The organism is Chelatococcus sp. KU-N122 (assembly GCF_055391085.1).
In genome coordinates, this window is sequence record NZ_AP043981.1 from 3,242,511 (window position 1) to 3,269,214 (window position 26,704).

General features: G+C 68.2%; 23 protein-coding genes. 10 read left to right on the plus strand and 13 right to left on the minus strand.

The features are described from left to right. Positions 1-116 precede the first annotated feature (116 nt). Complete coding sequence (locus tag ACZ5PO_RS14535; protein ID WP_464194601.1) at positions 117-791, minus strand: Crp/Fnr family transcriptional regulator; 675 nt, start codon at positions 789-791, stop codon at positions 117-119. 156 nt (positions 792-947) lie between these two features. Between ACZ5PO_RS14535 and ACZ5PO_RS14540 the strand changes: the two genes are divergently transcribed. After that, entirely contained in the window at positions 948-1,688 is a 741-nt protein-coding gene (locus ACZ5PO_RS14540; RefSeq protein WP_464194603.1) for an SDR family oxidoreductase, read from the plus strand. Positions 1,689-1,722: 34 nt separating this feature from the next. On the opposite strand, the gene ACZ5PO_RS14545 is transcribed toward ACZ5PO_RS14540, so the two are convergent. The 3 genes from ACZ5PO_RS14545 to ACZ5PO_RS14555 all read right to left on the minus strand — a co-directional run bounded on the left by ACZ5PO_RS14545 (position 1,723) and on the right by ACZ5PO_RS14555 (position 4,785). Continuing rightward, entirely contained in the window at positions 1,723-2,922 is a 1,200-nt protein-coding gene (locus ACZ5PO_RS14545; protein ID WP_464194605.1) for an ABC transporter substrate-binding protein, read from the minus strand. A gap of 65 nt (positions 2,923-2,987) precedes the next feature. Then, a complete protein-coding gene (locus tag ACZ5PO_RS14550; protein ID WP_464194607.1) occupies positions 2,988-3,542 on the minus strand; it encodes a VOC family protein in 555 nt (184 codons plus the stop codon). Between the two features lie 121 nt (positions 3,543-3,663). Then, on the minus strand, positions 3,664-4,785 hold the full coding sequence (locus ACZ5PO_RS14555) for an alpha/beta hydrolase family protein (protein ID WP_464194609.1): 1,122 nt from the start codon (positions 4,783-4,785) through the stop codon (positions 3,664-3,666). A gap of 334 nt (positions 4,786-5,119) precedes the next feature. Between ACZ5PO_RS14555 and ACZ5PO_RS14560 the strand changes: the two genes are divergently transcribed. Both ACZ5PO_RS14560 and ACZ5PO_RS14565 read left to right on the plus strand, forming a co-directional pair. Then, positions 5,120-5,926, plus strand: coding sequence for a helix-turn-helix transcriptional regulator (locus ACZ5PO_RS14560; protein ID WP_464194611.1), 807 nt, complete (start codon positions 5,120-5,122; stop codon positions 5,924-5,926). A 222-nt stretch (positions 5,927-6,148) separates the two neighbouring features. Continuing rightward, complete coding sequence (locus tag ACZ5PO_RS14565) at positions 6,149-7,396, plus strand: aminotransferase class III-fold pyridoxal phosphate-dependent enzyme (RefSeq protein ID WP_464194613.1); 1,248 nt, start codon at positions 6,149-6,151, stop codon at positions 7,394-7,396. Between the two features lie 20 nt (positions 7,397-7,416). Here ACZ5PO_RS14565 and ACZ5PO_RS14570 read toward each other — a convergent pair whose 3' ends face one another. Further along, complete coding sequence (locus ACZ5PO_RS14570; protein WP_464194615.1) at positions 7,417-8,451, minus strand: AraC family transcriptional regulator; 1,035 nt, start codon at positions 8,449-8,451, stop codon at positions 7,417-7,419. Between the two features lie 197 nt (positions 8,452-8,648). Here ACZ5PO_RS14570 and ACZ5PO_RS14575 point away from each other — a divergent pair, with 197 nt between their 5' ends. The 3 genes from ACZ5PO_RS14575 (at position 8,649) to ACZ5PO_RS14585 (ending at position 13,263) form a co-directional block, all read left to right on the plus strand. After that, positions 8,649-9,872 (plus strand): thiolase family protein, encoded by a 1,224-nt coding sequence (locus tag ACZ5PO_RS14575; RefSeq protein WP_464194617.1) that lies wholly within the window; start codon positions 8,649-8,651, stop codon positions 9,870-9,872. A 26-nt stretch (positions 9,873-9,898) separates the two neighbouring features. After that, positions 9,899-11,482, plus strand: a complete 1,584-nt coding sequence (locus ACZ5PO_RS14580) for an AMP-binding protein (RefSeq protein WP_464196838.1) — start codon at positions 9,899-9,901, stop codon at positions 11,480-11,482. A 458-nt stretch (positions 11,483-11,940) separates the two neighbouring features. Next, positions 11,941-13,263, plus strand: a complete 1,323-nt coding sequence (locus ACZ5PO_RS14585; protein WP_464196840.1) for an ABC transporter substrate-binding protein — start codon at positions 11,941-11,943, stop codon at positions 13,261-13,263. On the opposite strand, the gene ACZ5PO_RS14590 is transcribed toward ACZ5PO_RS14585, so the two are convergent. The 6 genes from ACZ5PO_RS14590 to ACZ5PO_RS14615 all read right to left on the minus strand — a co-directional run bounded on the left by ACZ5PO_RS14590 (position 13,179) and on the right by ACZ5PO_RS14615 (position 19,787). Beyond that, a complete protein-coding gene (locus tag ACZ5PO_RS14590; protein WP_464194619.1) occupies positions 13,179-15,431 on the minus strand; it encodes a N,N-dimethylformamidase beta subunit family domain-containing protein in 2,253 nt (750 codons plus the stop codon). The two genes, ACZ5PO_RS14585 and ACZ5PO_RS14590, sit on opposite strands and share 85 nt — an antisense overlap. Then, complete coding sequence (locus ACZ5PO_RS14595) at positions 15,428-15,772, minus strand: hypothetical protein (RefSeq protein ID WP_464194621.1); 345 nt, start codon at positions 15,770-15,772, stop codon at positions 15,428-15,430. The genes ACZ5PO_RS14590 and ACZ5PO_RS14595 overlap by 4 nt, the downstream gene beginning before the upstream one ends. A gap of 64 nt (positions 15,773-15,836) precedes the next feature. Beyond that, positions 15,837-16,919 carry an extracellular solute-binding protein gene (locus tag ACZ5PO_RS14600; RefSeq protein ID WP_464194623.1) on the minus strand — a complete coding sequence of 361 codons (1,083 nt, stop codon included), beginning with the start codon at positions 16,917-16,919 and terminating at the stop codon, positions 15,837-15,839. 41 nt (positions 16,920-16,960) lie between these two features. Then, positions 16,961-17,794 (minus strand): ABC transporter permease, encoded by an 834-nt coding sequence (locus ACZ5PO_RS14605; RefSeq protein WP_464194625.1) that lies wholly within the window; start codon positions 17,792-17,794, stop codon positions 16,961-16,963. Beyond that, on the minus strand, positions 17,791-18,660 hold the full coding sequence (locus ACZ5PO_RS14610) for an ABC transporter permease (RefSeq protein ID WP_464194627.1): 870 nt from the start codon (positions 18,658-18,660) through the stop codon (positions 17,791-17,793). Before ACZ5PO_RS14610 ends, ACZ5PO_RS14605 begins: the two co-directional genes overlap by 4 nt. Then, entirely contained in the window at positions 18,657-19,787 is a 1,131-nt protein-coding gene (locus tag ACZ5PO_RS14615) for an ABC transporter ATP-binding protein (protein WP_464194629.1), read from the minus strand. The genes ACZ5PO_RS14610 and ACZ5PO_RS14615 overlap by 4 nt, the downstream gene beginning before the upstream one ends. Positions 19,788-19,955: 168 nt before the next feature. On the opposite strand from ACZ5PO_RS14615, the gene ACZ5PO_RS14620 reads away from it, so the two are divergent. The 3 genes from ACZ5PO_RS14620 to ACZ5PO_RS14630 all read left to right on the plus strand — a co-directional run bounded on the left by ACZ5PO_RS14620 (position 19,956) and on the right by ACZ5PO_RS14630 (position 22,920). Continuing rightward, positions 19,956-20,717 (plus strand): GntR family transcriptional regulator, encoded by a 762-nt coding sequence (locus ACZ5PO_RS14620; RefSeq protein ID WP_464194631.1) that lies wholly within the window; start codon positions 19,956-19,958, stop codon positions 20,715-20,717. Positions 20,718-20,989: 272 nt separating this feature from the next. Continuing rightward, positions 20,990-22,264, plus strand: coding sequence for a 3-oxo-tetronate kinase (gene otnK, locus ACZ5PO_RS14625; RefSeq protein WP_464194633.1), 1,275 nt, complete (start codon positions 20,990-20,992; stop codon positions 22,262-22,264). Positions 22,265-22,269: 5 nt separating this feature from the next. Continuing rightward, positions 22,270-22,920: a class II aldolase/adducin family protein gene (locus tag ACZ5PO_RS14630; RefSeq protein WP_464196842.1), complete on the plus strand. Its 651-nt coding sequence runs from the start codon at positions 22,270-22,272 to the stop codon at positions 22,918-22,920. Positions 22,921-22,989: 69 nt separating this feature from the next. On the opposite strand, the gene ACZ5PO_RS14635 is transcribed toward ACZ5PO_RS14630, so the two are convergent. Beyond that, the gene (locus ACZ5PO_RS14635; RefSeq protein WP_464194635.1) at positions 22,990-24,039 is read right to left on the minus strand and encodes an HAD family hydrolase; all 1,050 of its coding nucleotides are present in this window, start codon (positions 24,037-24,039) and stop codon (positions 22,990-22,992) included. 319 nt (positions 24,040-24,358) lie between these two features. Here ACZ5PO_RS14635 and ACZ5PO_RS14640 point away from each other — a divergent pair, with 319 nt between their 5' ends. Beyond that, the gene (locus ACZ5PO_RS14640) at positions 24,359-25,507 is read left to right on the plus strand and encodes an MFS transporter (protein ID WP_464194637.1); all 1,149 of its coding nucleotides are present in this window, start codon (positions 24,359-24,361) and stop codon (positions 25,505-25,507) included. Positions 25,508-25,834: 327 nt separating this feature from the next. Here ACZ5PO_RS14640 and ACZ5PO_RS14645 read toward each other — a convergent pair whose 3' ends face one another. Further along, positions 25,835-26,704, minus strand: a complete 870-nt coding sequence (locus ACZ5PO_RS14645) for a GntR family transcriptional regulator (RefSeq protein ID WP_464194639.1) — start codon at positions 26,702-26,704, stop codon at positions 25,835-25,837.

Sequence of the window (26,704 nt, forward strand, 5' to 3'; positions counted from 1 at the left end):
GTTTCAGTTTGTAGAGCGACAAGGGGCCGGCGCAAGGCCGGCATTGACAGACAAGCTTATGACTTTATGACTAGTGTGCCGGCTTGTTTGCGCCGCGGGCGCTCCTCGCCCAGGCGCTACTCGCCCATCCGCGCGAGGCCGGCGAGATCGAGCACCTTGATGCCCTGCCGCTCGATGCGCAGCAGCCTGCGGTCCTCCAGCTCCTGCAGCGCCTTGTTGGCGGCCTGGCGCGACAGCCCCGACAACAGCCCGAGCTCCTCCTGGCTGACCTCCAGATGGGCGCTGTCGTTGGGATAGAGCACCGGGTTGAACAGCCACGAGATGCAGCGCGCGAGCCGAGCCGTGGCGTCGAGCATGCGTTCGGAGGCGACCAGCGCGATGAACTGGCCGAGGCGCTCGTTGAGCTGGCGCACGAGGAAGCGGTTGAAGGCGAAGCTGTTGTCGGCGAGCCAGCGGAAGCTGGTGCCCGCCATGAAGGCGACCCGGCTGTCGCGCATGGCGACGAGATCGTACTGGCGCGCCTCGTTCTTGAGCAAGGTGCCTTCGCCCAGCCAGCCGCCCGCCGGGATACCGGTGAAGCTCACCGCCTTGCCGCTGCCGGAGACGGCGCTCATCTTCACCAGCCCGGCGATAACGCCGATCCAGGCGTCGAGCCGGTCGCCGGAGTGCACGATATAGCTGCCCTTGTCGAAGACGCGGACGGTCGTGCCGCGGGCGGCCCGCTCGAGCTCGGCCGCCTCCAGCTCCCGGGCCCAGGGGGCAATCGCCTTGAGATGTTCGGCCGAGATCAAGGCACGAGGCTCCTCACCGCAGCGCTCCAGCGCGGCAGACCCTTATACGCGGAAAGGCCGCTGCCAATCCCCGCTTTGTCGGCTTTCGCAGCCGCCCGGGGCTCAATAGGCTGAGCGAGATCGGCTTGCAGCCCGATCCGGAACGAGGAGGCCGACATGAAGATCGAAGGCAGCATCGCGCTGGTCACCGGCGCCAACCGGGGCCTCGGCAAGGCCTATGCGGACGCGCTCGTCGCAGCCGGGGCGGCGAAAGTCTACGCCGGCGCCCGCGACCCGGCCGCCATCATCGACCCTCGCCTCACCCCGATCAGCCTCGACGTGACGAGCCCGCAATCGGTCGCGGCGGCGGCCGAGATCTGCGGCGACACGACGATCCTGATCAACAACGCGGGCATCATGCTGGCGAGCCCGATGCTGGCCAGGCGCTCCGAGCAGGCCATGCGGCAGGAGATGGAGGTCAACGTCTACGGCGTGCTCGCCATGGTGCGGGCCTTCGCGCCGATCCTGGCCCGCAACGGCGGCGGCGCCATCGCCAACATGCTCTCCGTCGTCAGCTGGTTCACCTCGCCGCTGAACGCCACCTACTGCGCCTCCAAGCACGCCGCGCTTGCGGTGACCGATGCGGTCAGGATGGAGCTCAAGGCGCAGGGCACGCAGGTGGTGGGGGTCTATGCCGGCTTCATCGACACCGACATGGCCGCCTCCATCGACCGGCCGAAGACGTCGCCGCGCCAGGTCGCCGAGCGCACCCTTGAGGGCATCCGGACCGGGCAGGACCACGTGCTGGCGGACGAGCGCGCCGAGCAGGTCAGGCGCGATACGCGGTTCGCGCCGGAGGAGTTCGCCGCGGGGCTCCAGAGCCTCTGGGACGAGCGGGCGGAAGCCGTCGTGCGCTGAGGGGCTGGCGCGGGCATCCGCGCCAGCCCGCGCCTCAATCCGTTCGGCAGCCGGCCTCGGCGGAACTGCGATAGACGAGATCCCGCGGCATGACCTGTACCGGCTCGAAGTAGTCCCAGGGATATTTGGACTCGCCGGGCGCCTTCACCCGATAGAGCGTGACATCGTAAACCGCGCGTCCGTTGGGCTGGATGGTTCCCGGGTGCCCGAAATAATCGACGGGAAGCTCTCGCATGCGCTTGTTGACGGCGCCGGCTTCGTCGGTGCCGGCGCTGTCGATCGCCTTGAGGTAGTGCAGGATCGACGCGTAGGTCGCCGCGTGTTCCTTGGTCGGCATCGTGCCGTGCGCCGCGAGAAAGCGCTGTCCGAAGCTGCGCGCCGCATCGTTCTGGTCCCAATAGAACGACGTCATCAGGTAGGTGCCTTGCGCCAACGCGAGGCCGATGTTGTGAACATCGGTGACGAACAGAACCATGGCGACGACGCGCTGGCCGCCCTGCGCCAGCCCGAATTCGCTCGCCTGCTTGAGGGCGTTCATGGTGTCGCCGGCGGTGTTGGCCAGCGCCACGACCTTCGCCTTCGAGCTCTGCGCCTGCAGCAGAAAGGAGGAGAAGTCGAGCGCGGCGAACGGGTGGCGGACGCTGCCCAGGACCTTGCCGCCGTTCTTCAGGATGACGTCGCTTGCGTCCTTCTCCAGCGAGCGGCCGAAGGCATAGTCCGCGGTGATGAAGAACCAGCTGTCACCACCGGCGCGCAGGATGGCATTGGCAATGCCGACCGACATGGCATAGCTGTCGTCGGACCACTGGCTGCTGAGCGGCGAGCATGCCTTGCCGGTGAGGTCCGACGAGGCCGCGCCCGACAGCAACAGCGTGCGGTTCTTGCTGCGGGCGATCTCCTGGACGGCCAGGGCGATGGCCGAGCCCGGTATGTCGGCGATCGCGTCGACCCCTTTCGTATCGAACCATTGGCGTGCAATCGCAGCCCCGACGTCAGGCTTGTTCTGATGATCGGCGGCGACGATTTCGATCGGCTTGCCCTTGACCTTGCCGCCGAAATCGGCGACCGCCATGCGCGCGGCGACCACGGAGCCCTGACCCGCCATTTCGGCGAACTGGCCGGACTGATCGTTCAGTATGCCGATGCGGACCACGTCGTCCGAAATCTGGGCCAGCGCCGGCAGCGGCATCAGGTGCATCAGCACGCCGCACAGACAAATACCAAGGCTCCTCACGTATTCCTCCCCTCTATATTGTGTTGTACGGAATGCGTTCGTCCGACGATCTTGAGCCGACCGCGCTACGGCCGGTGCAAGGTGCCGTCGCCGGGCTGCGTGGCGGCGCCGGCGGCCAGCCGGCGTCGCTTGTCGCGGGTCCATTCGGCGAGGCGTTCGTGGGCCGATTTGCTTTCCTCGGCCATGAACTCCTCGTCCACCGACCAGCAGGTCAGCTCGACGCGCAGATCGTTCGGATCGAAAAAATAGATCGAGTTGATGATGTGGTGATCGGTGACCCCGAGCACCGGGATGCCCGCGCTCTCCAGCCGCGTCTTGGCAGCGAGGAGCTCATCCAGGGACGATACTTCGAGCGCGAGATGGTTCACCCAGGCCGGCGTGTTGGGCGAGGGCTGTGGCTTCACGTCATCGCCGAGATCGAAGAACGCGACATAGGAACCGTCGCCCATGCGGAAGAACAGATGGCAGTAAGGATTGTATTCGCCGGTGCTCGGCACATGGTCGGACCGGACGATGTGGGCCAGCGGCATACCGAGAACGTCCTCGTAGAATGCCCTCGTTTCCTCCGCGTCCCGGCAGCGATAGGCGAAATGGTTGAGTTTCTGGACTTTGAAGCTCATGGGGGTTTCCTCCGGCGCATGTTCGATGGGAAGGTCGATGTCCGCTTCGCCGCCGTCGGCAACCGCGGCGACGGGGGCCTGTGCACGTCCGGCTCCGCCTCACCCTGACCAGCGAGGCGGATCAGAGGCGCGCGGCAAAGGCTGCGATCCTGTCGGCGGCCTCGCGGACGAGCTCCGGCTGGCCGGCCAGATAGTGATTGCCGCCGCGTAGGGCGTGCCGCTCGACGCGGCCCGCCGCTGCGAGCGCCCACGCCTCGTTGTCGGACGGGAACACGGAGGCATCGGCCGTGTGCTCGAGCAGGAGCGTCGGCACCGAGGTCCGCGCGAGGTTGGCCGGGCCGTCGCCGCGGCTCGAGTGCGACCATTGGCTCAGGTAGCCGGTCAAGGTCGTGTATCGACCCATGCTGTTGGCGGCGTCGTTCTGCGCCCGCGGCGGGCCCCATACGGTCGTGCCGGGCACGCGGTCGTTCGGGTCCAGCGCCGGATCGAGGCAGCGCGGATCGGCCAGCGTGCGATGAACGATGAAGGCCATGTCCTGCGGCCCGTCGGACCTGGCCCTGAGCTGGCGCAGCTTGCGCCGGGCCCACGCCTCGATGCGCGCATTGCGCGCCTTCTGTGCCGCACGGTAGCGCGCCATGAAGGTGGCCGTGTAGGGAGGGCCGTGGTCGGGGGAAAACATGTCGAAGGCCGGATCCGAGCTCAGCGGATCGTGCTCGTCGATCACCGCCGGATCGATCCAGGTGTCCATGAGGCGCGCGCGGCCGAGGTGGGCCGCGTTGAGCGAGATCGCGTCGGCCGGGGGCAGATCCTCGGGCACGAGATCCATCGGGTCGCCCGCCGGCGTGTCCTGGATCGTGAGATTCTCGGCCTGGGCCTGATAGAAGCTCACCAGCGCCCCGCCGCCCGAGTTGCCGACGAGGAGAACGCGCTCGAAGCCCTGCCGACGGAGCCACTGCACGCCGGCGCCCAGATCCTGGATCGCCCGCTCCAGGATCAGGACCGCGTCGTTGCCGAGATAGCGGGTGTTGAGACCGAGCGTCGCGACGCCGCGCTCGGCGAGCGGGCCGATCAGGTAATGGCCCATGAAGTTGCTGGTCGGGTGAATGACGATCGCAGCAACCTTCGCGCCGGCCGGCCGCGAGAAGGCGCCCCAAATGCGTGGTCGCAGCATGGCGAGGCCGGATTGGCTCTCCATGGCCGCTCCGGGGCGGACGTCGATCGAGACGAGCTCTACCGTCGGCATGGGATGTCCGATCCGAGACGGGCGCCCTGGGCCTCGCGACGGTCCGAAGCGCTGCCCGTCGCGGCCGCGCGGCAGTCATCGGCCGGAGGCGTTTCCGCCGGCCTCCTGACCGCGGGGCCGGCAGGCTCGCCGGCCGCCGAAGCGCGTGCGGTGCCGATACGGCGCGCGGGGCCGGCCCCGATGAACTGGGCGAGATCCTCCAACGGTTTCCTCCTGGGCCAGACGAGAAGCGGAGCGCCGAGCGCCTTCTGTGCGCATCAAATTGACTTGCTTCCGCCGCCCGATATATCCCCCTGAAAGGGGACAGCCGACGCCCATGGGGAGCGCTCGCGCCATGGCCACGTCAGACGCGCTGGACGCTTTCGCCGAGGCCGTCGGCGCGATTGGAACCCGGCGCTTCGACGACTGCCTGCTGGCCGCCGTGAACGCCGTCGCGCTCGTCGACCATCTGACCGTGCTCACCTACGAAGCGAACGAGGGCCTGCGCACCCTGAGCGTCGCGAGCCGGACCGACCTCTCGCAGGCGCGCTCCCTGACGCGCGAATACGTGGCGCACCACCACGTGTTCGATCCGAACTTTCCCGATGTCACGCGCAACAGCCGGAGCCGGCGGATCATCGTTCGTCGGCACGATCCTTCCCGGCTGCGCACGAAGGCCTATCAGCAGCGCTTCTACACGACCGTCAGGATCATCGATAAGGTCTCCTACCTGTGGCGCACCGGCGATTCCGCGTTCTATGTGAACCTGTACCGAACGCTGCGGTCGGGCCGTTACAGTCAAGAGGAGCAACTTCGGCTGACCGAGCTGGCCCGTTTGTTTGCAAGTCTGGTGCGCATGCATGCCGGCCGCAAACGAATAGAGACGGCGCTCGCCTCCGGCGACGTCGGCGATCTCGTCCACCGGATCGTCTGCCTCCTCGACGAGCGTCTGACGCCCCGGGAGCGGGCGGTGCTGGTTCGCATCCTGATGGGCATGCAGACTGAAGGCATCGCGCTCGATCTGCGCCTGAAGCCGGCGAGCATCGTCACCTTCCGCAAGCGCGCCTATGCGAAGCTCGGGATCACGACGCAGGCCGAACTGTTCGCCCATTGCTTTCGGGCGCTGCCGAAGCTCCCTGCCGGAAGCATCCCGATCAGATGAGACACGAGGCGGGACCGCCGCTTCCCGGCACGGCCGAGCCCGGCCTCCTCCTGTTCTGTCCGGGGCGGTGGCTTGCCGGCCAGCTGATCGTCCCGGCGCACATGCGCCTGGTTTCGGAAGAGCCGCCGCGGCGGCCTGCGGGCGCAACTTCATCGCTTGCCAACCCCGCCACATTATATGATATATTCATACGGTTATATGATATATTCGAAGTGGGGCGCGATGGCCGGGCTTGCGAATTCGTTCGATGCGATGCTGCGGGAGCGCGCCAGCCGCGTCGTGCCGGGCGGCATGTGGGGGCATCTGCACGCCAACAAATTGCCGGAGGGCTATCCGCAGTTCTTCGCCCGGGCCGAGGGTTGCCGGCTGTGGGACGTCGACGGCCGCTCCTATCTCGACTTCATGTGCAGCTGGGGGCCGAACCTGCTGGGCCACCATCACGCCGAGGTGGAGGCGGCGGTGGAGCGCCAGGCCCGCCTCGGCGACTGCATGAACGGGCCGGCCGAGGCGATGGTGACGCTGGCGGAGCTCGTGGTTGACACGGTGGCGCATGCCGACTGGACGCAGTTCCAGAAGAACGGCACGGATGCGACCACGACCTGCGTCACCGTCGCGCGCGCCGCCACCGGGCGGCGCAAGCTGCTCGCGGCGCGTGGCGCCTATCACGGGGCGGTGCCGTGGTGCTCGCCGTCCGTCCTCGGTGTCACCGCCGAGGACCGGGCGCATATCCTGCTCTACGACTTCAACGATCCCGACAGCCTGCGCGAAGCGGCCGATGAGGCGGGCGACGACCTCGCCGGCGTCATCGTCTCCGCCTTCCGGCACGACCTGTCGCGGGACCAGGAGCTGCCCACGCGCGCCTTCGCCGAGGCCGCCCGCGCCGTCTGCGACGCGAAGGGCGCGGCGCTGATCATCGACGAGGTGCGCGCCGGCTTCCGCCTGAACCTCGCCGGCAGCTGGGAGCACCTTGGCGTCCGGCCCGATCTCGCTGCCTGGAGCAAGGCGCTCGCCAACGGCTACCCGATTGCCGCGGTCACCGGCCGGGACTGGCTCCGGGCCGCCGCGGCGCAGGTGTTCGTCACCGGCTCGTTCTGGTGCGGCGCCGTGCCGATGGTGGCTGCGGTCGCGACGCTGACGGTGCTGCGCCGGGACGGGGTGATCGAGCACATGGCCGCCATGGGTCAGAAGCTGCGCGACGGCATCGACGGGCTCGCCCGGCGCCACGGGGTCGGTGTGCGTCAGACCGGCCCGGTCCAGATGCCGATGGTGCTGTTCGACGATGATCCCGAGGTGCGCAAGGGCGAGCTCTTCTGCCGGACGGCGCTGGCCAAGGGCGTCTACTTCAACCCGCGTCACAACATGTTCCTCTGCGCCGCCCACGGCGAGGCGGAGATCGAGGAGGCGCTGGCCGCCGCCGACGCGGGCCTCGCCGCCGTAGCGGAACAGATGCGGGGCGGCGACCGATCGTGAACCGGAGCGCTGCGCCCTGGCTACGACGCGCTCGCTCCCCTTCTTCGATATTTCAGAGGCGAACAGCCGGTCCAACGCTTGAAGGCGCGGGAGAAGCTCGCGGTCTCGGCGAAGCCGAGCATATCGGCGATCTGTTCGATGGACAGCGTGGATTTCTCCAGGAGCTCGGTCGCGCGCTGATTTTGGACCTTGGCGAGCACCGCGCCGAAGCTCAACCGACGATCCGCCAGCCGTCGGTGCAGGGTTCGCTCGGACATCGACAGCAGCCCGGCTGCGGCGGCAGCTGAGGGAAAGCCTCGCCCGGACCGCACCATCACCTGATAGAGCCTGCCGAGGAACGCGTCGCCGGCGCCGGACGCGCCGATCAGCCTGCTGCACAGGGACTGGTAGGTCTCCTCCAGCAGCGGGCTCGCCATCGGCAGGGGCGCCGATCCGGCGTTCGGCGCAAAGACCCACCGTGTCCTCTCGGCACCGAACATCACGGGCACGCCCAGCAGGCGTTCGCATTGCTGCCAATCGCGCGGGTGGGACAGGACGGACTCGATCCGCACCAGCGGGAGGGGCTGCTGGCGCATGTCATTGAGGAACGTCGTCGCCGAGCCGAGGGAGCGCTCGTGCAGGAACTCGCGCAACTCCGCCGGAGCCTCGTCATCGTGAGCCAGGAGGGCAACGGGCAGCCCGTCCTCGTACTCGACCTGATAGCGCATCAGCGAGAACGTCAGTGCCTGGAAGCCGTCAAATACCCGCAGCCCCTCGGCGACGTTGGCCGCAGCGAGCACCGCGAGGCCCAACGGACCATAGGACATGATGCGGTAGCGAAGGCCGGTCCGCATCCACAGGCCGGGGATGTGGCGCGTCGCGCCGACGAACGCCAGCTGGAAGCGCAATTCGTCCGCGCCGCTGACCTCGGCCTCGAGCGCCTCCGCGACCGACGGATCCACACCGGCCTGCGTGAACACGGGGGCCGGATCGATCCCTGCTTCGCGCAGCATCGACACCATGATCCGGATGCTTTGGTTCGAGAGCCGAACCGTATCGAGCAGCTCGATCTTCATCCGTCCTCCCAGGTGCCGATAGCAACGTTGGCGGTTAAAGTCAAAAAAGTGGCGGATTCGGATATTCTACAAGATCAAGGCATGCGCAAGAAAGGACGCACGAGAAAAGCGGTCAAAAAAGCCGTTTGAATGCGAGGGAGGTCGTCCATGTCCGCGCTGGCTCGCTTCCCCACTGTACTCTCAGCGAGGAGCGCCTTGTGAAGCAGAATGCCATCATCGCCGGTGTCGGCATGACGCCATTCGGTCGGCATCTCGACCGCAGCCTGTCCAGCCTCGCGCACGAGGCGATAGAGGACGCTCTCGCCGACGCCGGCCTGCCGCTCGCTCGCATTCAGGCGGCGTGGGCAGGCAACGCCGGCGCGGGCATCGTCACCGGCCAGGTGTGCATCGCCGGCCAGGCGGTGCTGCGCCAGCTCGGCTTGGGCGGCATCCCGGTCGTCAACGTCGAGAACGCCTGCGCCACCGCTTCGACCGCCTTCCAGCAAGCCTGCACCATGGTGACGCTCGGCGCCTACGACGTCGTCCTCGCCTTTGGCATGGAAAAGCTCTACCACACGGACAAAGAGCGGCCCATGCTCGTCTATGCGGGCTGCACCGATACCGAGCATCCCGAGCAGCTCGATGCCTATCTGACCGGGGACCTGTCGGCTGAGGCGCTGGCGGCGGCGCCGCGCGACAGGCGGTCGGTATTCATGGATGTCTACGCGCGGATGGCGCGCGACTACATGGCGTCGAGCGGGGCGACCCAGCGAGACTTTGCGATGGTCTCCGCCAAGAACTCGCGCCACGGCAGCCTCAATCCCAATGCGCAGTTCCGCGAGGTCCTGACACCGGACGATGTGCTCGCGGCGCGCCCGATCTCACCGCCCCTGACGTTGCCGATGTGCTCGCCGATCGGCGACGGCGCCGCGGCGGCGGTCGTCGTATCACCCAGGATCGCCCGCGAGCTCGGGATCGCAAGGCCGGTCCGCGTGCTGAGCGCGTTGCTTGCGAGCGGCTTCGACGTCGAGCCTGGCATGCCGAGTGTCACGGCCATCGTAGCGACCCAAGCCTACGAGGAGGCTGGCGTCGCCCCCAGCGATCTCGACTGCGTCGAGCTCCACGACGCGACGTCACCGGCTGAGCTGATCTACTACGAGGCCCTGGGCCTCTGCCCGCAAGGTGAAGGACCGGCCTTCCTTGCAAGTGGCGCTACCACGCTCGGGGGCCGCGTGCCCGTCAATCCGTCCGGTGGCCTCGTGCGCAAGGGGCATCCGATCGGCGCCACGGGGCTCGGTCAGATCCATGAGCTCGTCGAGCAACTGCGGGGCTGCGCGGGGGCCCGCCAGGTCGAGGGTGCGAAGGTCGCGCTCGCGGAGAACGGGGGCGGATTCATCGGCACCGACGCGGCCGCTCTTGCCATGACGGTGCTCGCCCGATGACCACACCGCTTCGAACCTTGCTCGAGATGGTGGTCGACGGCGCGGCCGCCGGCACGGATCCAGTGCTCACCTTCGTCGAGGTGCGGCCCGACGGTGCGTTCGCCGAGGAGCGGCGGAGCTACGCCGAGCTGTTGGACAACGGCCGCCGGATTGCGGGCGCCCTTGCCGCGGCCGGCATGGCGCCGGGCGATGCCTTCGCCATCGTCATGCGCAACCATCCCGAGTTCGTCGATGCGATGGTCGGCTCGGAAATCGCCGGCACGGTGTTCGTGCCCATCGACCCCCGCACCCGCGGCGACAGGCTGGCCTTCATGCTGCGCTTCGCCCGCTGCCGCGGCGCGATCGTCTCGGCGGAGGTGGTGGACAACCTGAGGCCGTTGCTCGCCGACCTGCCTGATCTGGAATGGATCTGGACGATCGGCGAAGGCGGAGCCGAGGGGCCCTTCACGTCGTTCACCGAGGTCGTGGACGCATCGCCACCAGCGACGGCGACGACACCGCGCCGTCTCGCCGATCCGATGCAGCTCCTCTTCACCTCGGGCACCACCGGCGATCCCAAGGCGATCCTCGCGCCGTATGCCCGCTTTGCCGGCGTGGCAGCGCTCGGGCCGATGCTTGGGCTCAGGCCCGACGACCGCCTCTATACCGGCCTGTCACTGACGCACGCCAACGCGCAGCTGATCACGCTCGGCAATGCCTTGGCGATGCGGTTGCCGCTGGTCATCAGCCGGCAGTTCACCAAGTCGCGCCTGTGGGAGATCATGACCCGATATGGCTGCACGAGCTTCAATCTGCTGGGCGGCATGGCAACCGCGATCTTCGCCGAGCCGCCAGGACCATTCGACCGCGCGCACCGGATCCGCTTGGTGCTCAGCGCGGGCATGCCGGCGGCCATGTGGCGGCCATTCGAGGAGCGGTTTGGAGTCCGCATCTTCGAGTTCTTTGGCACCGCGGAGGGCGGCCTGACGCTCAACCCTCCCGCGGCGGGGCCTGTCGGTTCGATCGGCAAAGCCGAGCCTGGCTTGGTCTGCGAGATCCGGCTTCCGGACGACACCATCGCACCCGCCGGTACGCTTGGCGAAATCTGCTTCCGCAACGCAGACGGCTCGGTGACACCGGTCACCTACTTCGGCAACGAGCAGGCATCCGCCGCCAAGACCAAAGGAGGCTGGTTCCGCTCCGGCGATGTCGGCTGGAAAGACGCGGACGGTTGGCTCTTCTTCTCGCATCGGGGCGGGCAGTCGATCCGCCGCAACGGCGATTTCATCGATGCCCGCGAGATCGAGGCCGTCATCGCCAACATGCCGGGCGTTGTCGATGCCTACGTCTATGGCGTGGCGACGGCCACCAATACGCCGGGCGAAAAGCAGGTGGTTGCCGCGCTCGTCGTCAGCCCTGGCTTCGTCGAGCCAGGCGATATCTTCGCCGATTGCGCGCGGAAGCTGGGCTCGACGGGCGTGCCCAACGTCGTGCAGTTGGTGGCCGAAATACCCAAGACCGCATCCGAAAAGCCGCAAGACAGGCATCTGATCGCCATGCTGCGTGAGGGCGGATGCCAGCTCTTCGACAGGAACGGCCCGACCGAGGTTGTCATCAGGCAAGACGTGTGATGAACGCGTCTAAATGTCGATAGAGCCTGCGGCGACGCAAGTCTAACTTCGCTATAAAGAATACATCAAGTCGGTTGCTTCATCTCATGCCGGGAGCTCTGCGTCGAGGTTTTGAGTCCTTGAACAGATGGATGGTCGGGTCAAGCCCGACCATGACGTTAAGAATAAAGGGTTTCCGTCTCCACCCGTCATGGTCTGAACACTTGACCCGACCATCCATCGATTTGAAAACCTGAGCCGTTGCCGTCAGACACTTTCACTGCAGATCAGATGAAGCATGCGACCGCGCGAAAACGAATAATACAACGTCGACAGGGGAGGACAAAGTGACAAATATTTCAAGACGTAGCCTCATGTGGGCCGGAGCAGGCTTCGGCGTCGTGGGGGCGCTCAGCTTTTCGGCGCGTGCACGCGCTCAAGCGCGGACCCGGCCTTTGCGGCTGGGCGTCCTGACGGATATGTCAGGCTTCTATTCAAATATTGGAGGGCCGGGGTCGGTGGAAGCCGTTCGCATGGCCGTGGAGGATTTCGGCGGGCAAGTTCGGGATCTCAAGATCGAAGTTCTCCATGGTGATCATCAGAACAAGCCGGATGTCGGATCAGGAATCGCCCGGCGCTGGATCGACGAGCAGGGCGTCGACGCGATTCTCGACATGCCCACCTCGTCCGTCGCGCTGGCGGTGCAAACCTTGACTCGCGAAAAGGGCGTCGTCGCGATCTACGGGACCGCTGCGTCCGAGAGCCTGACGAACGAGGACTGTTCGCCCACCGGCATACAGTATGTGTACGACACCTATTCGATCGCCCATGTGACGGCAAAGGCGACGATTGCCGACGGGGGCGACACATGGTTCTTCGTGACGGCGGACTATGCGGTCGGTCACGCCCTGGAAAAATCGGTCAGCGAGGTCGTTAAGGCGAGCGGCGGCAAGATACTCGGTGCAGTCAGGGCGCCGCTGGGGACCGTCGATTTCTCGTCTTTCCTTCTGCAGGCACAGACGTCGAAAGCGAAAATCGTCGCCTTCGCGAGCGCCGGGCTCGACACGGTCAATGCCATCAAGCAGGCGCAGGAGTTCGGCTTGGTCAGCGGTGGCCAGCGCCTCGTCGGGCTCCTCCTGTTTCTCTCCGATATCGACGCGCTCGGACTTGATGCCGCACAAGGAAGTCTCTTTGCCACGGCTTTTTATTGGGACGCGGACGAGTCGAGCCGGGCGTGGTCGAAACGATACTTCGACCGCATGAAGCGGATGCCGAATGACGTCCAGGCCGGCCTCTACTCGGCCACAACGCACTACTTGAAGGGTGTGCAGGCTGCCGGGCCGGCCGGCATCGACGCTGTTCGCTGGATGGAGAGCAACGAGGTGACGGACTTCTTTGCCAAGCCCGGCCGCATCGGACGTAACGGGCGAATGTACAAGGATATGTATCTCGCCGAGGTCAAGAAGCCGTCGGAATCCAAGGGGCGATGGGATTATCTCAAGGTCGTGGCCACTTCCCCGCGAGCCAATCCTTCAAGCCTGAATCGGACGGCAAGTGCAAGGTTCGTGATTAGCAGCTTTGCCCGGAAGTTTCGACGGTTTGGCACTGACGGAGCCGCCGCGCTCCCTCTCCCCGCAAGCGGGGCGAGGTATGCAGCTGCACTGCCGTACGCCCTTTGCTGCGACGGGAGCAAAGCAATGCCGCCCCAGCGCCCCCCTCAAGCCTCGAAGCCGTCGAAGGGCGCCGGATCGAGGAAACGGCGCAGGACGTTGCCGGTCACACGGCTGACCGAATTGTCGTAGCCGTTGCACGACAGCGCGCAGGCCCAGGCGATGGAGCCGGTGGAGAACACCGCGCCGCCGTTGGCCGTCGGGAAGAAGGCCAGGTCGGCTCGCACCAGCGCGTTCTGGTCGCCCATCGTGCCCCGGTGCAGTGTCCTGAGCTCCTCCAGCGTCGGCACGCCGCCGTAGTCGAGCCGGTCGGCCGTGGCGAGGCGTAGCAGGTGCGGCGGCGAGCCGAGCGTGGTCTCGACGCGATCGACCTCGAGCCCGGCCGCGCCGCCACCGCGCAGGCCGAAATCGCCGAGCGGAGCTTCGAGCTCGATGCCCTCCACGAGCCAGGCGACGCGCGGGTCGCGCGCGTCCTCGAGCCATTCATAGGGGTAGGAGCGTGTGAACACCTGGGCATCGAAGCCGACGCCGACCAGCCGCTGCGGCGGGCGGCCGTGCGTGCGCCAGAGGCCCGACGGCTCGCCGGTGAACGACAGGCCGTTCTCGCCGGGCTCGCCCTCCCACGTGCGCAGGCCGCTCATGCCGCGGCGGATTTCCAGGGTGTGCGGCGCGCTCGGATGCCAGCCGATGCGCCAGTAGAAGCCGTTGCCGCCCAGGTACATGTGCCGCCCGCCGCCGCGTTGGTAGGCATCGAAGGCCTCCAGCATGTTGCGGCTGAAGTACTCTGGATGCGAGCCGTTGATGACGCAGGCATAGGACCTGAGCAGCTGTGCGCCGTGCCGGTCGATGTCGCAATCGCTGATGACGTCGTAGTCGACGTGGTTGTGCTCGAGCCAGTCGATGATGTGGGTGTCGTTGACGTAGTTGAAGGTATTGCCGAGGGGCCGCATGTTCAGGATCGGCCGCTTGGCGGTGGAATAGCACCAGCCGCTGCCGTCGCTGTGGGTGTCGTAGGTGGAGAGCCCGAGCTCGCGGTGCTCCTGCAGGTAGACGTCGTCGCGCGACAGCGCGATGACGCCTTCCAGCATCGCCTCGGCGTGCACCTGGTCGAGCCTGAGCGCGCTATTGGCGTAGGCCTGGAAGGTCGCGGTGCTGGCGACCAGCGCCAGCCTCGCCTTCGCCTGGCCGAGCGGCGCGCGCACGAAGAACGAGACATAGCTTTCGACCGGGTCGTCGCTGCCGCCGCGGGCGGTGAGGCGCAGCGCATAGAAGCCGCTGCGCCAGTCGGCGGGGACCTGGAGCTCGAGATCGGGCGCCCAGCCCGCATCGGCCATGTCGTCGCTGTGAAAGTGGATGGCGCCGTAGAGCTCAGGCTTCTCCGTCCACTGCACCACCGAGCCGTCCCAGTTGGCGCCCGTCATGGCCCGCATGGGCATTTGGCGCAGGCGCCCGTCGAGCCGGTTGGTCGAGCAGTCGCGGACGACATCGCTCGCCATCCCCTGGGAAAAGTCCCAGGCGCCGATCAGCGTGGGATCGGCTGGGGAGGGGGTGATGGCCTCGCAGGCGCGGCGTAGCACCTCCTCCGGAACCACGGCGCCGAACAGCCGCGGCCGGTCGATCTTGCCGTCGAAGTGGCCGCCGGTCAGCGGATCCGCGCCGGCCGCCCGCGCATGGGCGGCGAAGACGAGCGCCGTGTCGGCCGGCCAGGTGAGGCCGCCTGTCCCTGCCTCGCCGACCGCGCCGCCGACGTCGCGCCCAGCCTGGGCGTCGAGGCTGCGCTGAACGAGCGTCAGAGCGCCGGTCGCGCCGTCATAGCTTGCCGCCACGAACACCCATTCGCGCTCGATGAGCGGCCGCGCGGCGCGCAGCCGGCCTTGCCCCCCTGGGCCCGCGACCTCGAAGACGAGGCGGCCTTCGGCGTCGAGGCCCAGGCGCCAGCCCTGTCCCAGATCCTCGCGCCAGCGCGACAGCAGGGTCTGCGGCCCGGCAAGCGGCGCCGTCGGCCAGACGAAGCAGCCCATCGAGACGGTGCTCGTCCGCAGGATCGGCGCATCGGCGATGACCGCGGCCGAGCCCGGGTGGATCGGCTGATGGCGGAGCGCCACCGGTCCGTCGATCGGGGTGCCGGGGCTCGTCAGCTTCAGGCCCGGCCCCTCGGGATCGGGATCGCCGCAGCGCACGCGCACGATGCGGGCTTCGGCCTCGACCAGCGCGGGGCTGGAAAGATGGAAGGCGATCGTCTCGCCCGGGGAGACGACGAGCGGCCACGCATAGCCGAGAACGGATGTGGTGTCTTTCATGGTGCAGGCGTTCCATCGTCGAGCCGCTGGCCGGTCAGCGCTTCCCAGCGCATGGCGAACACGGCCCATTCGGCCTCGGCGAGGCTGGTGAAGATGCGGTTGGGGAAGGTCTCGACCGGCGCGCCACGCCGCCCGGGAAGGCGGGCCAGCATCCAGCGGCGATTCGGCTCGAGCACGATGAGGACGTGGCGTTTGCCGACGCCGGTCCAGCGCATGCGATGGAGCAGCTTGCGCAGGTCGTCGCTGTGCGGCCCGCGCGGCCTGGCGCGCATCTCCTCGACCAGATCCAGCCGCGTCGGGTCGACCGGCCAATGCGCCGCTTCAGCGTAGTTCACCAACATTCCGGGCACCTCGACGGAGCGGCCGGCGTGAGGGAACGCGCCGGCAGGACGGGGGACGGCGCGGTCATTTTGTGAGCCAGCTCACCCAGCGCTCGCGCAGCGCATTGCGGTTGGCCGCGATCCAGTCGTAGTCGGCCATGACCAGCTTCGACCAATTGTCCGGCCACGACGGGCGGTAGCGGCGTTCGTCCGGCGGCACGAGGCTCGCCGCCTCGCGGTTGTTGCTGTCGAACGAGACCTTCTCGCTGAACGCCAGGTGCTCCTTGGCGTCCTGGACGAAGAAGTCGAGAAACCTGATGCCGTTGTCGGTGTTGGGGCTGCCCTTGAGCACCGCCCAGTTGCCGACGTCGCGGATCGCCTGGTTCCAGGTGAAGTCGAACTCGCCGCTCTTGGCGAGCGGCACGGCGCGGCTCGAGTAGACCATGATCATGACCGCGTCGCCGCCGCGCATGATCTGCATGGCGTTGTCGCCGCTCTTCCACCAGGCGGCGACCTGCGGCTTGAGCGCGTCGAGCTTCTTGTAGGCGCGGTCGAGGTCCATGGGGAACGCCTGGTCCGGCGCCACGCCGTCGGCCAGCAGCGCCGCGAGCGGCACCCACCACTCGCGGTCGCCCGTATCCGGCAGGGAGCGCGGGCCGGGGAATCGCTCGGCGTCGAAGAAGTCGGCCCAGGACTGCGGCCCGCCATTGGGGAAAGCCTTCTTGCTCCAGGTCAGCGCCATGCCGCCGGCGGTGCGGATGATGCCCCTGGGGAAGCAGCCGTTCGGCAGCGCGTGGGCCACGATGCCGGGCATGGCGGCGCAGTCGATCGGCTGGAGGATGTCGGCGTGCTGGATCAGATCCGGCGGCGTCGCGGTGACGACGTCGAAGGGGATGTTGCCGCTGCGCTGGCCGGCGCGGGCGCGCGCCCATTGGTCGGGCAGCTCGATCGGCACGGCACGGACCCGGATGCCGGTCTCCGCCTCGAAGCGCTTGTAGAAATGCTCCTGGAGGCTGCGCTCCATCAACCCGCCGGTGGTCGCGATGATGACCTCCTTGGACTGGGCGGCTGCGCGGCCGCCGACGGCCATGGTGGCGGCGCCGAGCACCCCGCCGAGGAAGCGGCGGCGGCTGGTGTGGAGACATCGTCCGCTGTGATCGAGACTCATCGCGAAGCTCCCCTAGGTTTCCTCTGGACGCGGAATGCGCGTCACGGACCGGTGCTGCCCGGCCGTCGTTCCATCCGGCTCTTGACGACATGGCTGCCGACCAGGGCTGCAATGGTCAGCAGCGTCAGCATGGTCGCGACGGCCGCCAGGGTCGGCGAGATGTTGTAGTCGATGTCCTCGAACATCTTGCGCGGCAACGTCTTGCGGTCGAGGTTCGAGATGAAGAACGAGACCACCGCCTCGTCGAAGGAGATGATGAAGGCAAAGAGCGCCGCCGAGATCACGCCGGGCGCGATGATGGGCAGCGTGACATGGCGGAAGGTCCTGAGCGGCCCCGCCCCGCACGACAGCGCCGCGCGTTCCAGGTCGGCGTCGAAGCGGTAGAGCGCCGCGAGCACGGTGAAGACGACGAAGGGCAGTGCCAGGATCGTGTGAGCCATGGCGAAGCCGGCGAGGGTCCCGGTCAGCCGCAATTGTTCGAAGACGAGGAACATGGCCACGGCGAGTGCGATGTGCGGCACGATCACCGGCCCGATGACCAGGAGCTCGATCAGCCCCTTGCCGGGCAGCTTGCCCCGCACCAGGGCAAGCGCCAGCATGGTGCCGATGACCGTGGCGCAGAGCGTCGAGATGACGCCGGCCTCGAGGCTGAACAGGGTGGCGTTGATCCAGTCCTGATCGCCGAAATACTCCGCATACCAGCGCAGCGAGAAGCCGTCGGGCGGAAAGCGCATGTAGCGTTCGGGCCCGACCGACATCGGCATGATCACCAAGGTCGGCAGCAGTAGAAAGATGGTGACCGCATAGGCCGCCGCCGCCAACGCCGCCTGGCCTGCGCGCCGGCCCGGCCGACGTCGATGGTCGGCCGCACTCATGAGGCCCCGACGAACCGGTCGAGCCGCACGGCGCGCTTGAAGATCAGCGCGAGCAGCAGGACGAAGGCGAGCATCAGCCCGACGAGCGCGCCCGCGAACGACCAGTCCAGCATCTCGCGCACCTGCTGCGAGACCAGCGTCGCGATCATCATCTGCTGCGGGCCGCCGATCAGCGCCGGGGTGACGAAGAAGCCGAGCGCCAGCAGGAACACCATCAGGCAGCCGGAGGTGACGCCCGGCAGCGCCAGCGGGAAGATCACCTCGCGGAACGTCGCCCACTCGGAGGCGCCGAGCATCTGCGCCGCCCGCCCGTAGTCGTCGGGGATGCCGCGCAGCGCCGAATAGATCGGCAGCACCATGAAGGGCAGCAGCACATGGCTCATGGCGAGAACGACCGCCGCCTCGGTGTAGAGCAGCTTGAGCGGCTCGCTGACGGCGCCGAGCGACAGCAGGGTCTGGTTGATGACCCCGTTCTTCTGCAGCAGCACGATCCAGGCATAGGTCCGCACCAGGACCGACGTCCACAGGGGCAGGAGCACCGCGGCGACCAGGATGGCGAGCTTGACGCCGCGGGCGCGCGACATCGCCCAGGCCAGCGGCCAGGCGAGCAGCAAGGTCAGAACGGTCACCGTGGCGGCGATGCGCAGGGTGCGCAGCATGACCCTGAGATAGACCGGTTCGCCGAGGGCCCGTTCGTAGTGGACGAGCGTCGGGGCCGGCAGGAACAGGCTCTCATGCAGGAGCGAGCCGAGCGGCAGCAGGAAGGTGACGAAGGCGAGCAGCAGGAAGGGGCTCGCCAGCAGCAGGCTCGCCGCTGCGCTGTAGTGGCGTCCGCCGAGGCGCCAGGCGCTCGGGCGGCGGCTCACGCGCGCGCTCCGAAGAGGCGGGCGTCCGCCGCCTGCCAGCGCAACCCGACGACGTCGCCCAGGCCCGGCGCGGTGCGCTCGGCGCCGGCCGCGAGCCTCAGGCGGAGCTGAAGGCCGCCCGGCGTCTCCAGCGTCAGGGTGGTCGCGTTGCCGGCGTAGATCGAGTCCACGACACGCCCCGTGAGCGTGGCGCCGTCCGCGGCGGTGACGGCCAGCCGCTCCGGCCTGATCGCCAGCTTGACGCGGTCGCCGGCGGCGAGCGCCTGCATCGCCGTCGCCTCGACCAGTGGCCCGCCGTCGAGCACGACGCCGGCGCAGCCGCCCGGCCCGACGCTGCCGCAGGCGACGCCCGTGCAGAAATTGGTCTCGCCGATGAAGCCGGCGACGAAGGCGGTCTGCGGCGTCTCGTAGAGGTCGTGCGGCGAGCCGATCTGCTGGAGCCGGCCGTGGTCGAGCACGGCGATGCGGTCGGCCATGGTGAGCGCTTCGGTCTGGTCGTGGGTGACGAAGACGACCGTGACGCCGATCTCGCGCTGGAGATGCTTGGTCTCGATCTGCATCTCCTCGCGCAGGTTCTTGTCGAGCGCGGAGAGGGGCTCGTCCATCAGCAGCACGCGCGGCCGGTAGACGATGGCGCGGGCGATGGCGACGCGCTGCTGCTGGCCGCCGGACAGTTGCGACGGCTTGCGGTCGCCGAACGTATCGAGCCGCACCGTAGCGAGCGCGGCGCGCGCCAGCTCCTCCCGCTCAGCCCGGCCGACGCCGCGCATCTTGAGCGGAAAGGCGATGTTCTCCAGCACCGTCATGTGCGGGAACAGCGTGTATTTCTGGAAGACCATGCCGAGGTTGCGCTTGTTCGGCGGCAGCCAGGTCACGTCCTCGCCGCCGACGATGATGCTGCCGGCGTCCGGATACTCGAAGCCGGCGATGGCCATCAGGATGGTGGTCTTGCCGGAGCCGGAGGGGCCGAGCAGCGCCAGGAATTCTCCCGGCTGGACATCCAGCGACACCCCGTCGACGGCAGCCACGGCGCCGAAGCGCTTGACGATCGCGCGTACGTCGATGCCGACGGAACGGCTGGAGGTGTCGACAGCCCGCAATGTGATCCCCCACTTACGTCTCAACATAATATTTGATATATCCATCTTGGCAAGCCGACTTCGCCTGCGCCGCCTGCCCCGGGGGGGCGGCGGGTGGCGAGCGCGGAACGGGCGCGCGGGCGGCGCTTTTGGATGGCGGATTTATCTTGTACAGCAGGGCCGTAGCCTGCGTTCGAGGATGGGTGGCGAAGGGTGATGGCGGTGGAGCGCGCAGCACTTCAGTTCGGCTCGATGGAGCCCGTAGCGCGCGATAGCCTGACCCGCATCGTCTACAACAATCTGCGGCTCGCCTTGATGGAAGGTCGCTTCTGGCCTGGCGACCGCTTCAAGATCCGCGAGCTGGCGGCCGCCATGAAGGTGTCCGACACGCCGGTGCGCGAGGCCCTGATGCAGCTCGTGCGCGCCCGCGCGCTCGAGCTCATCGACGGGCGCTCGATCATCGTCGCCCATATCTCGCTGGCTCAATACCTCGAGCTGCGCACGATCCGGCTCTTCCTCGAAGGGCTCGCCGCGGAGAATGCGACCCCCCGGATCACCGAGGACGGCATCGCCGAGATGGCCACGTTCCACGAGGAGCTCGTCGCGGCCGAGGCCGAAGGCCGTTGGTCGGACGCCGTGCGGGCCAATTGGCGCTTCCACCACCGGCTCTACGAAGCGGCGGAGATGCCCGAGCTGCTCGCCATCCTCGACGACATCTGGATGCGCAACGGCCCGCTGCTGAACTACCACTACCCGGACGCGCCGCCGACCTATCCGGGTCCGCACGAGCATCTGCGCACGCTCGAGAACCTGCGGCGCCGCGATGCCGCCGGGGTTCGTGCCTCCATCCAGACCGACATGCTGCAGGGTGGCGTCAACCTGGTGAAGCTGCTCGAGGCAGGCGGCGATACGCGCAACCTCTCCCGCGACACCGGCGCGTCACGCCTGTCCTCACAGGCGCTGCGTGACGGATCCTAGGGATCCCGCCGTTGTTGCACGGCGATTTAGAAGTTCGGGCCCGACGGTGCGCGGGCACCCCTCGCCCCGCTTGCGGGGAGGGCAGGGTGAGGGGGGCTCACCGCGTGGCGTGACCGGCCGTCTAGCTCTGCCGACGCCCCCTCACCCGGATCGCGTTGCACGCGATCCGACCTCTCCCCGCAGGCGGGGCGAGGTGCGCGGCTGGCCCGCTTTGGGCCGAACCGACGATCGTCGTGATATATAATATCGTCCCTGTGGGAGGCGAAGCCGAGATGGGGCTGGTTTTTGGCGGGATTGCCGACGATCTGACGGGTGGGCTGGAGCTCGCCGCCATGCTGCGCGCGGAGGGCGTCGCCTGCGAGTTCGTGACCGAGGCCGGCGCCGCCGTGCAAGCTCCGGCGGTCGTCGTGGCCCGGCGCACCCGCGTTGCCGAGGCCGGCCTCGCGCGACGGGAGTTCGCGCGGATCGGCGCCTGGCTGCAGCGCCAGTCGGCCAGGCAGATCTTCTTCAAGTACTGCGCCACGTTCGACTCGACCCCCGCCGGCAATATCGGGCCGTGCGCCGACGTGCTGCGCGAGCTGACGGGAAGCCGGCTCACGGCCTTCTGTCCCTCGTTTCCCGAGGCAGGACGTCGCGTCTTCCAGGGGCATCTGTTCGCCGACGACCGGCTGATCTCGGAATCGCCGAAGCGGCACGACCCGCTGACGCCCATGACCGACCCCGATCTCGTTCGCGTCCTCCAGCAGCAGACCGCGACGCCCGTCGGCCTGATCCCGCAGCAGATCGTCCGCAGCGGCCTCCCGGCCATGGAGGTGCATTGCGAGGCGCTGGCGGCGCGTGGTGCCGCCTTCGCCATCGCCGACGCCGCCACCCCCGACGACCTGGCGGCGATCGCCGAGCTCACGGTGTCCTGGCCGCTGATGACGGGGAATTCCTCGATCGCCGCCTACTACCCGCGGCTCTGGCGCCACATGGGCCTCGTCGACACCGCGCCGAGGGCGGGCGGCCTGCCGGCGGTGTCAGGCGCCGCCGTGGTGCTGGCCGGCAGCTGCGCCGACAAGACGCTGCGCCAGCTCGACGTCTTCGCCCGGTCGCATCCCGTCCTGTACATCGACCTGGCCGAGGTGGGGGACCCGGAGACGGCTTGCAGGCAGGCCGTCGCCTGGGCGCTGCCGCGGCTCGCTGACGGTCCGGTGGCGATCGCGACGTCGGCCGGCCCCGAGCGGGTCGCGGCGATTCAGGCCGAGCTCGGGCTCCGGCCGGCGGCCGAGCGCGCCGAGGCGATCCTGTCGCTCGTCGCCCAGGCCCTGCGCGAGGCGGGCGTCCGCCGCTTCCTGATCGCCGGCGGCGAGACGTCCGGCGCCGTCCTCGATCGGCTCGGCATTACCCGGCTGACGGTCGGCGCCTACAGGGCGCCCGGCGTGTCCCACGCGGTGGCGGAGGGGGCGGAGCCGCTGGCCTTCTGCCTGAAATCCGGCAAGCTCGGGCCGGACGACATGTTCTTGCCCATGCTCGACACCATGGGACGCGGGGAGGATCGAGGTTGAGCGACATGACGGCGGAACAGGCAGCGCGCGCCGAGCTCTGCGACATCTACCGGCGCATCGAGCAGGCGGGGCTGAGCGTCGGCAACGCCGGCAACATCAGCGTCCGCTGCGGCGATCATATGCTCATCAGCCCGACCGGCGCCGACGGCGCCACCGTGCGCCCCGAGGACTTCGTCCGGACCGGCCTCGACGGCGAGGCGCTGTCCCCCGGCTTGCCGTCGAGCGAATGGGCGATCCACGCCGAGATCTACAAGGCCGGTCTCGGGCAGGCGGTCGTCCACGCCCATCCGGACCATTGCGTGGCGCTGTCGTGCCTGCGCGAGCCGATTCCGGCCTTCCACTACATGGTCGCCGCGTTCGGCGGCAAGGAGGTGCCCTGTGCGCCCTACGCGCCGTTCGGAACGACCGCGCTGGCGCAAGGCGTGGTCGAGACTCTCAGGGGCTACAGCGCCTGCCTGATGGCCAACCACGGCATGGTCTGCTGCGCCGATACCCTACCCGAGGCGCTCGCCAGGACCATCAAGCTGGAGATGCTGGCGCGCCAGTACTGCATCGCCAAGCAGAGCGGCACGATCGTCCAGCTCGACGACGGGGAGATGGAGACGGTGCTGGCGCGCTACCGCGACTATGGCACGCGGCGGCTCTCCGCCAGCTGACAGGTCCGCTGGGGAGGCCGCTCGCCGCGTCCCGTTGCCGGTCGCCCTCGGCCCATCGAACGCTTCTCGCTATTCGAATGCGAACACCCGCTTCCAGTCGTCCTTCATGCTGATCACCGTCCAGCCCTTGCTCCTGGCTTCATCGTCGAGCGCGGGCGTGAAGGTGCCGACGCGGGTGTCCGACAGGCCGCGGGCGGGGCCGTAGGCGTATTCCCGCGTCGGGTCGTCGTGCAGCACCAGCATGGCGAGGCGCGCGCCGTCGCCCGCCTGGGTGTACTCCAGCATCTGGCGATCACCGGTCGAGTTGCCGAAGGCCGCAGAGGGGCGGCGCCCGATCACGAGATGGATGCCTTCGGGCTTGCCGGCGTTGTTGTCGTTCAGCAGGAGCTTCGGCTCCTTGGTCAGGACCGGCTTGCCGTCCTTGCCGTAGCCGTATTTGACGCCGCCCGCGGTGCCCACCACCTGTTCCGGTGGAATGCCGTAGACGTCGCCGGCGTAGACGCGCACGAAGTCCTGGCCTCCGCCCGTGACGATATAGGTCTTGTAGCCGTTGTCGCGCAGATAGCGCAGGACCTCGCCCATCGGCTGGTAGACGAGCTCGGTATAGGGGCGGTTCCAGCGCGGATGCCGGGCGCCGGCGATCCACGCCTTCACGTCGGCGTCGAACGTCTCCTCCGACATCCCGGTCAGCGTCGCGGCCAGGATCTTCTCCAGGTCGGCCATCGTCAATCTTGCCATGGCCTCCCGGTTGCCGGACAGCACGGTCTTGAACGGCCCGATGGTCTTGAGCTCCGGCTTCTTGGCGACCACTGCAGGCACGCGCTCGAGGCAGTAGACCACCTGCGTGTACATGGGGTGCTCGACCCAGAGCGTGCCGTCCTGGTCGAAGGTGGCGATCCGTGCGTCCGGCGGCACGAAGCGCGGGCTCGACTGGTCGGTGGTGACCTGGACGAAATCCAGGATCGCACGCTTCGCCGGGCCGTCGTTCCACGAGGGAAGTGGATCGCCCGTCGCCGCCTGGGCGAGGGCGGGCAGCGGCAGCGTGGACAAGCCGGCAGCGGCACTCGACGCCAGGCTCGAGAGGAGGGCCCGGCGGCTGATGGCGAGCGTCGGCTTCATCCTTGTCTCCTCCGACGATCCCGGCGGTGCCGGGAAGGACCAAGGAACGCGACCGTGCCGGCCTCGTCGACGCGCCGTCCGTGCGGCCGCGCTTGCCGCGTCCCGTGATCGTCCGCGGCCGCATGGTCGTGCGATGTCCGCTCCACGCGGTCGGTCGGATGCTATTGGCGAGCGGGGCGATGTCTATGCGAAAACGGCCAGTGCACCGCCGGCCACCCGTGCCAGGAGAGTGCTCCGCTTCCGCCAGCAGGGCGCATGCGCCGCAGGCTCAGGGCCGGCAGGGGTTCCCATTGCGGCGCGGATGGGCGATCAGGGGCGCATGCAATCACTTACCGCGACGACGCCTGCGCGCCTCGGCCAGACCCAACAGCTCGCCACGCGCCTGGCCTTCTTCATCGCCGGCTTCGGCCTCGCCGCCTGGGCGCCCTTGGTGCCGTTCGTCAAGGCGCGGACCGGCTTCGACGATGCCGGGCTCGGCCTCCTGCTGCTCTGCCTGGGCGTCGGCTCGATCGTCGCCATGCCGCTCGCCGGCGCACTCGTCACCCGCTTCGGCTGCCGGCTGGTCCTGATCGTCGCGACCGGCCTCATCTGCGCCACGCTGCCGCTGCTGGCGACGCTGTCGAGCGCGCCGCTCATTGCCGCGGCGCTGTTCGTCTTCGGGGCCGGCATCGGCTCGATCGATTGCACCATCAACATCCAGGCGGTCATCGTCGAGCGCGCTGCCGGCCGGCCGATGATGTCGGGCTTCCACGGCCTGTTCAGCCTTGGCGGCATTCTCGGCGCGGCCGGCGTCAGCGGCCTGCTCGGCGTCGGTCTCACGCCGCTCGCGGCGAGCCTCGTCGTCGTCGCCGGGATGGCGCTGGCGCTGCTCTTCGCCATTCCCGGGCTGCTGCCCGGCGGCGAGAGCGGTGGGCCGCCGTTCGCCATTCCCCATGGCGTCGTGCTGTTCATCGGCATCCTGTGCTTCATCATGTTCCTGGCCGAAGGGGCGGCGCTGGATTGGAGCGCCGTGTTCCTGAGCCAGGTGCGGGGCGCCGAGCCGTCGGTGGCGGGGCTCGCCTACGCGGCGTTTGCGACGACCATGACCGCGGGCCGGCTCACCGGCGACGCCGTGGTGCAGCGCCTGGGCCCGATCAACGTCGTCGTCTCCGGCGCCATCTGCGCCGCCGTCGGGCTTGCGCTGGCGACGCTGGTTCCCTCCTGGGAGGCCGCGCTCGCCGGCTACGCCCTGCTCGGCGCCGGCTGCTCCAACATCGTGCCGATCCTCTTCACCGCCGTCGGGCGCCAGAAGGTGATGCCGGAGAGCGTCGCCATTCCGGCGATCACCACGCTCGGCTACGCCGGCATCCTCGTCGGGCCGGCGGCGATCGGCCTCGTGGCCCACGTCATGAGCCTGCCGGCCGCGTTGCTGATCATCGCCGTGCTGCTGCTCGGCGTGGCTGCCAGCGCCCGCTGGCTGCGGGTTTAGCGGCTGTTGGGGATCAAAGCAGCGCTAAGCCGTTGATTTGGAACGAGCCGGTCAGATGATGCCATCCGATCGGACATGCTTGTCTTATGACTTTTCCGGCCGAAGAGGCGAGAACGAACCGCTGGGGTGGCAGCCCTCTCCCAGCGTCGAAGGCCGGATCGAAGGAATGCTGATCGTTTGACCGGTCGAGCTGGAGGACGGCGGCCCTGGAGCGCTTGGCGATTGGGTGGAACCACCCAATCGCGAGAAAGCGCTCCAGATTCAAAAGACTATGAGCATTTCACGCGGCCGCAGGATCCAATCGGGGTTCCCGTCTGTGCCAGCCGATCAATGCGACGATGCTAGGGGGCGGCGACCGCTCGCATTTCTGCCCCGCTCCTGCTTGAGCCTGGCAGGCGGGCTCGCCGTGTGGAACTCTTCCCGTTCCGCGATGAAACGCGTGGTCCGTTCCCCCGCCATCCGCAGATCTTCGTCGATGGCCCGGGCGGACGCCCCGGGGTCCCCCCGGTGAAGCGCCGCGACCAGATCGCGGTGGGCTCCTGTCTCCTCCTCGACATTGGCGAGGCCCAACCCCGCGTTCATGACCGGGCCCATGCGCAGCCATAGCGTCTCGATGGCGTTGAACAGCAGCGGCATGGCAGCAATCCGGTAGATCGTGAAATGGAATCTCCGGTGGGCCGCAAGATAGTCGAGCGCGGAAGAGGATGCGGCGCGTAGCGCCATCTCGTCGAATGACTTTGCGATCTCGGCGAGATCGGCCGCCGTCGCGCGTGCGGCAGCATGCTCCGCCGCCAATGTCTCGAGGCGCAGCCGCATCAGATAGAGTTCACGAAACTGGGCCGAGGTGATCTCGGGAACCCGGAACGCTCGGTTGGCCAATGGCTCGAGGCCCCCGTCGGCGACCAGGCGCGACATCGCCTCCCTGACCGGCATGGTGCTGACACCCAGCGCGGCCGCAAGGGGGCGCGTATTCAGAAGGTCGCCGACGGCGAGCACGCCGGACAGCAGTGATTCCCGGAAGTTCCGATATATTTTGACCCCAAGACTGTCGTCCGGATGGTGCTGTTCTCCGTCGAGCGTCAGAAGATCGGCGGAAAATAGCCGATCTAGGGGCGATGGCTCGGCTCTCTTCATGAATTTTTCCACGGGCTCCGAAACAGTCTGCACCGTCCCGGACGGACCAAACTTGTCGTTCAT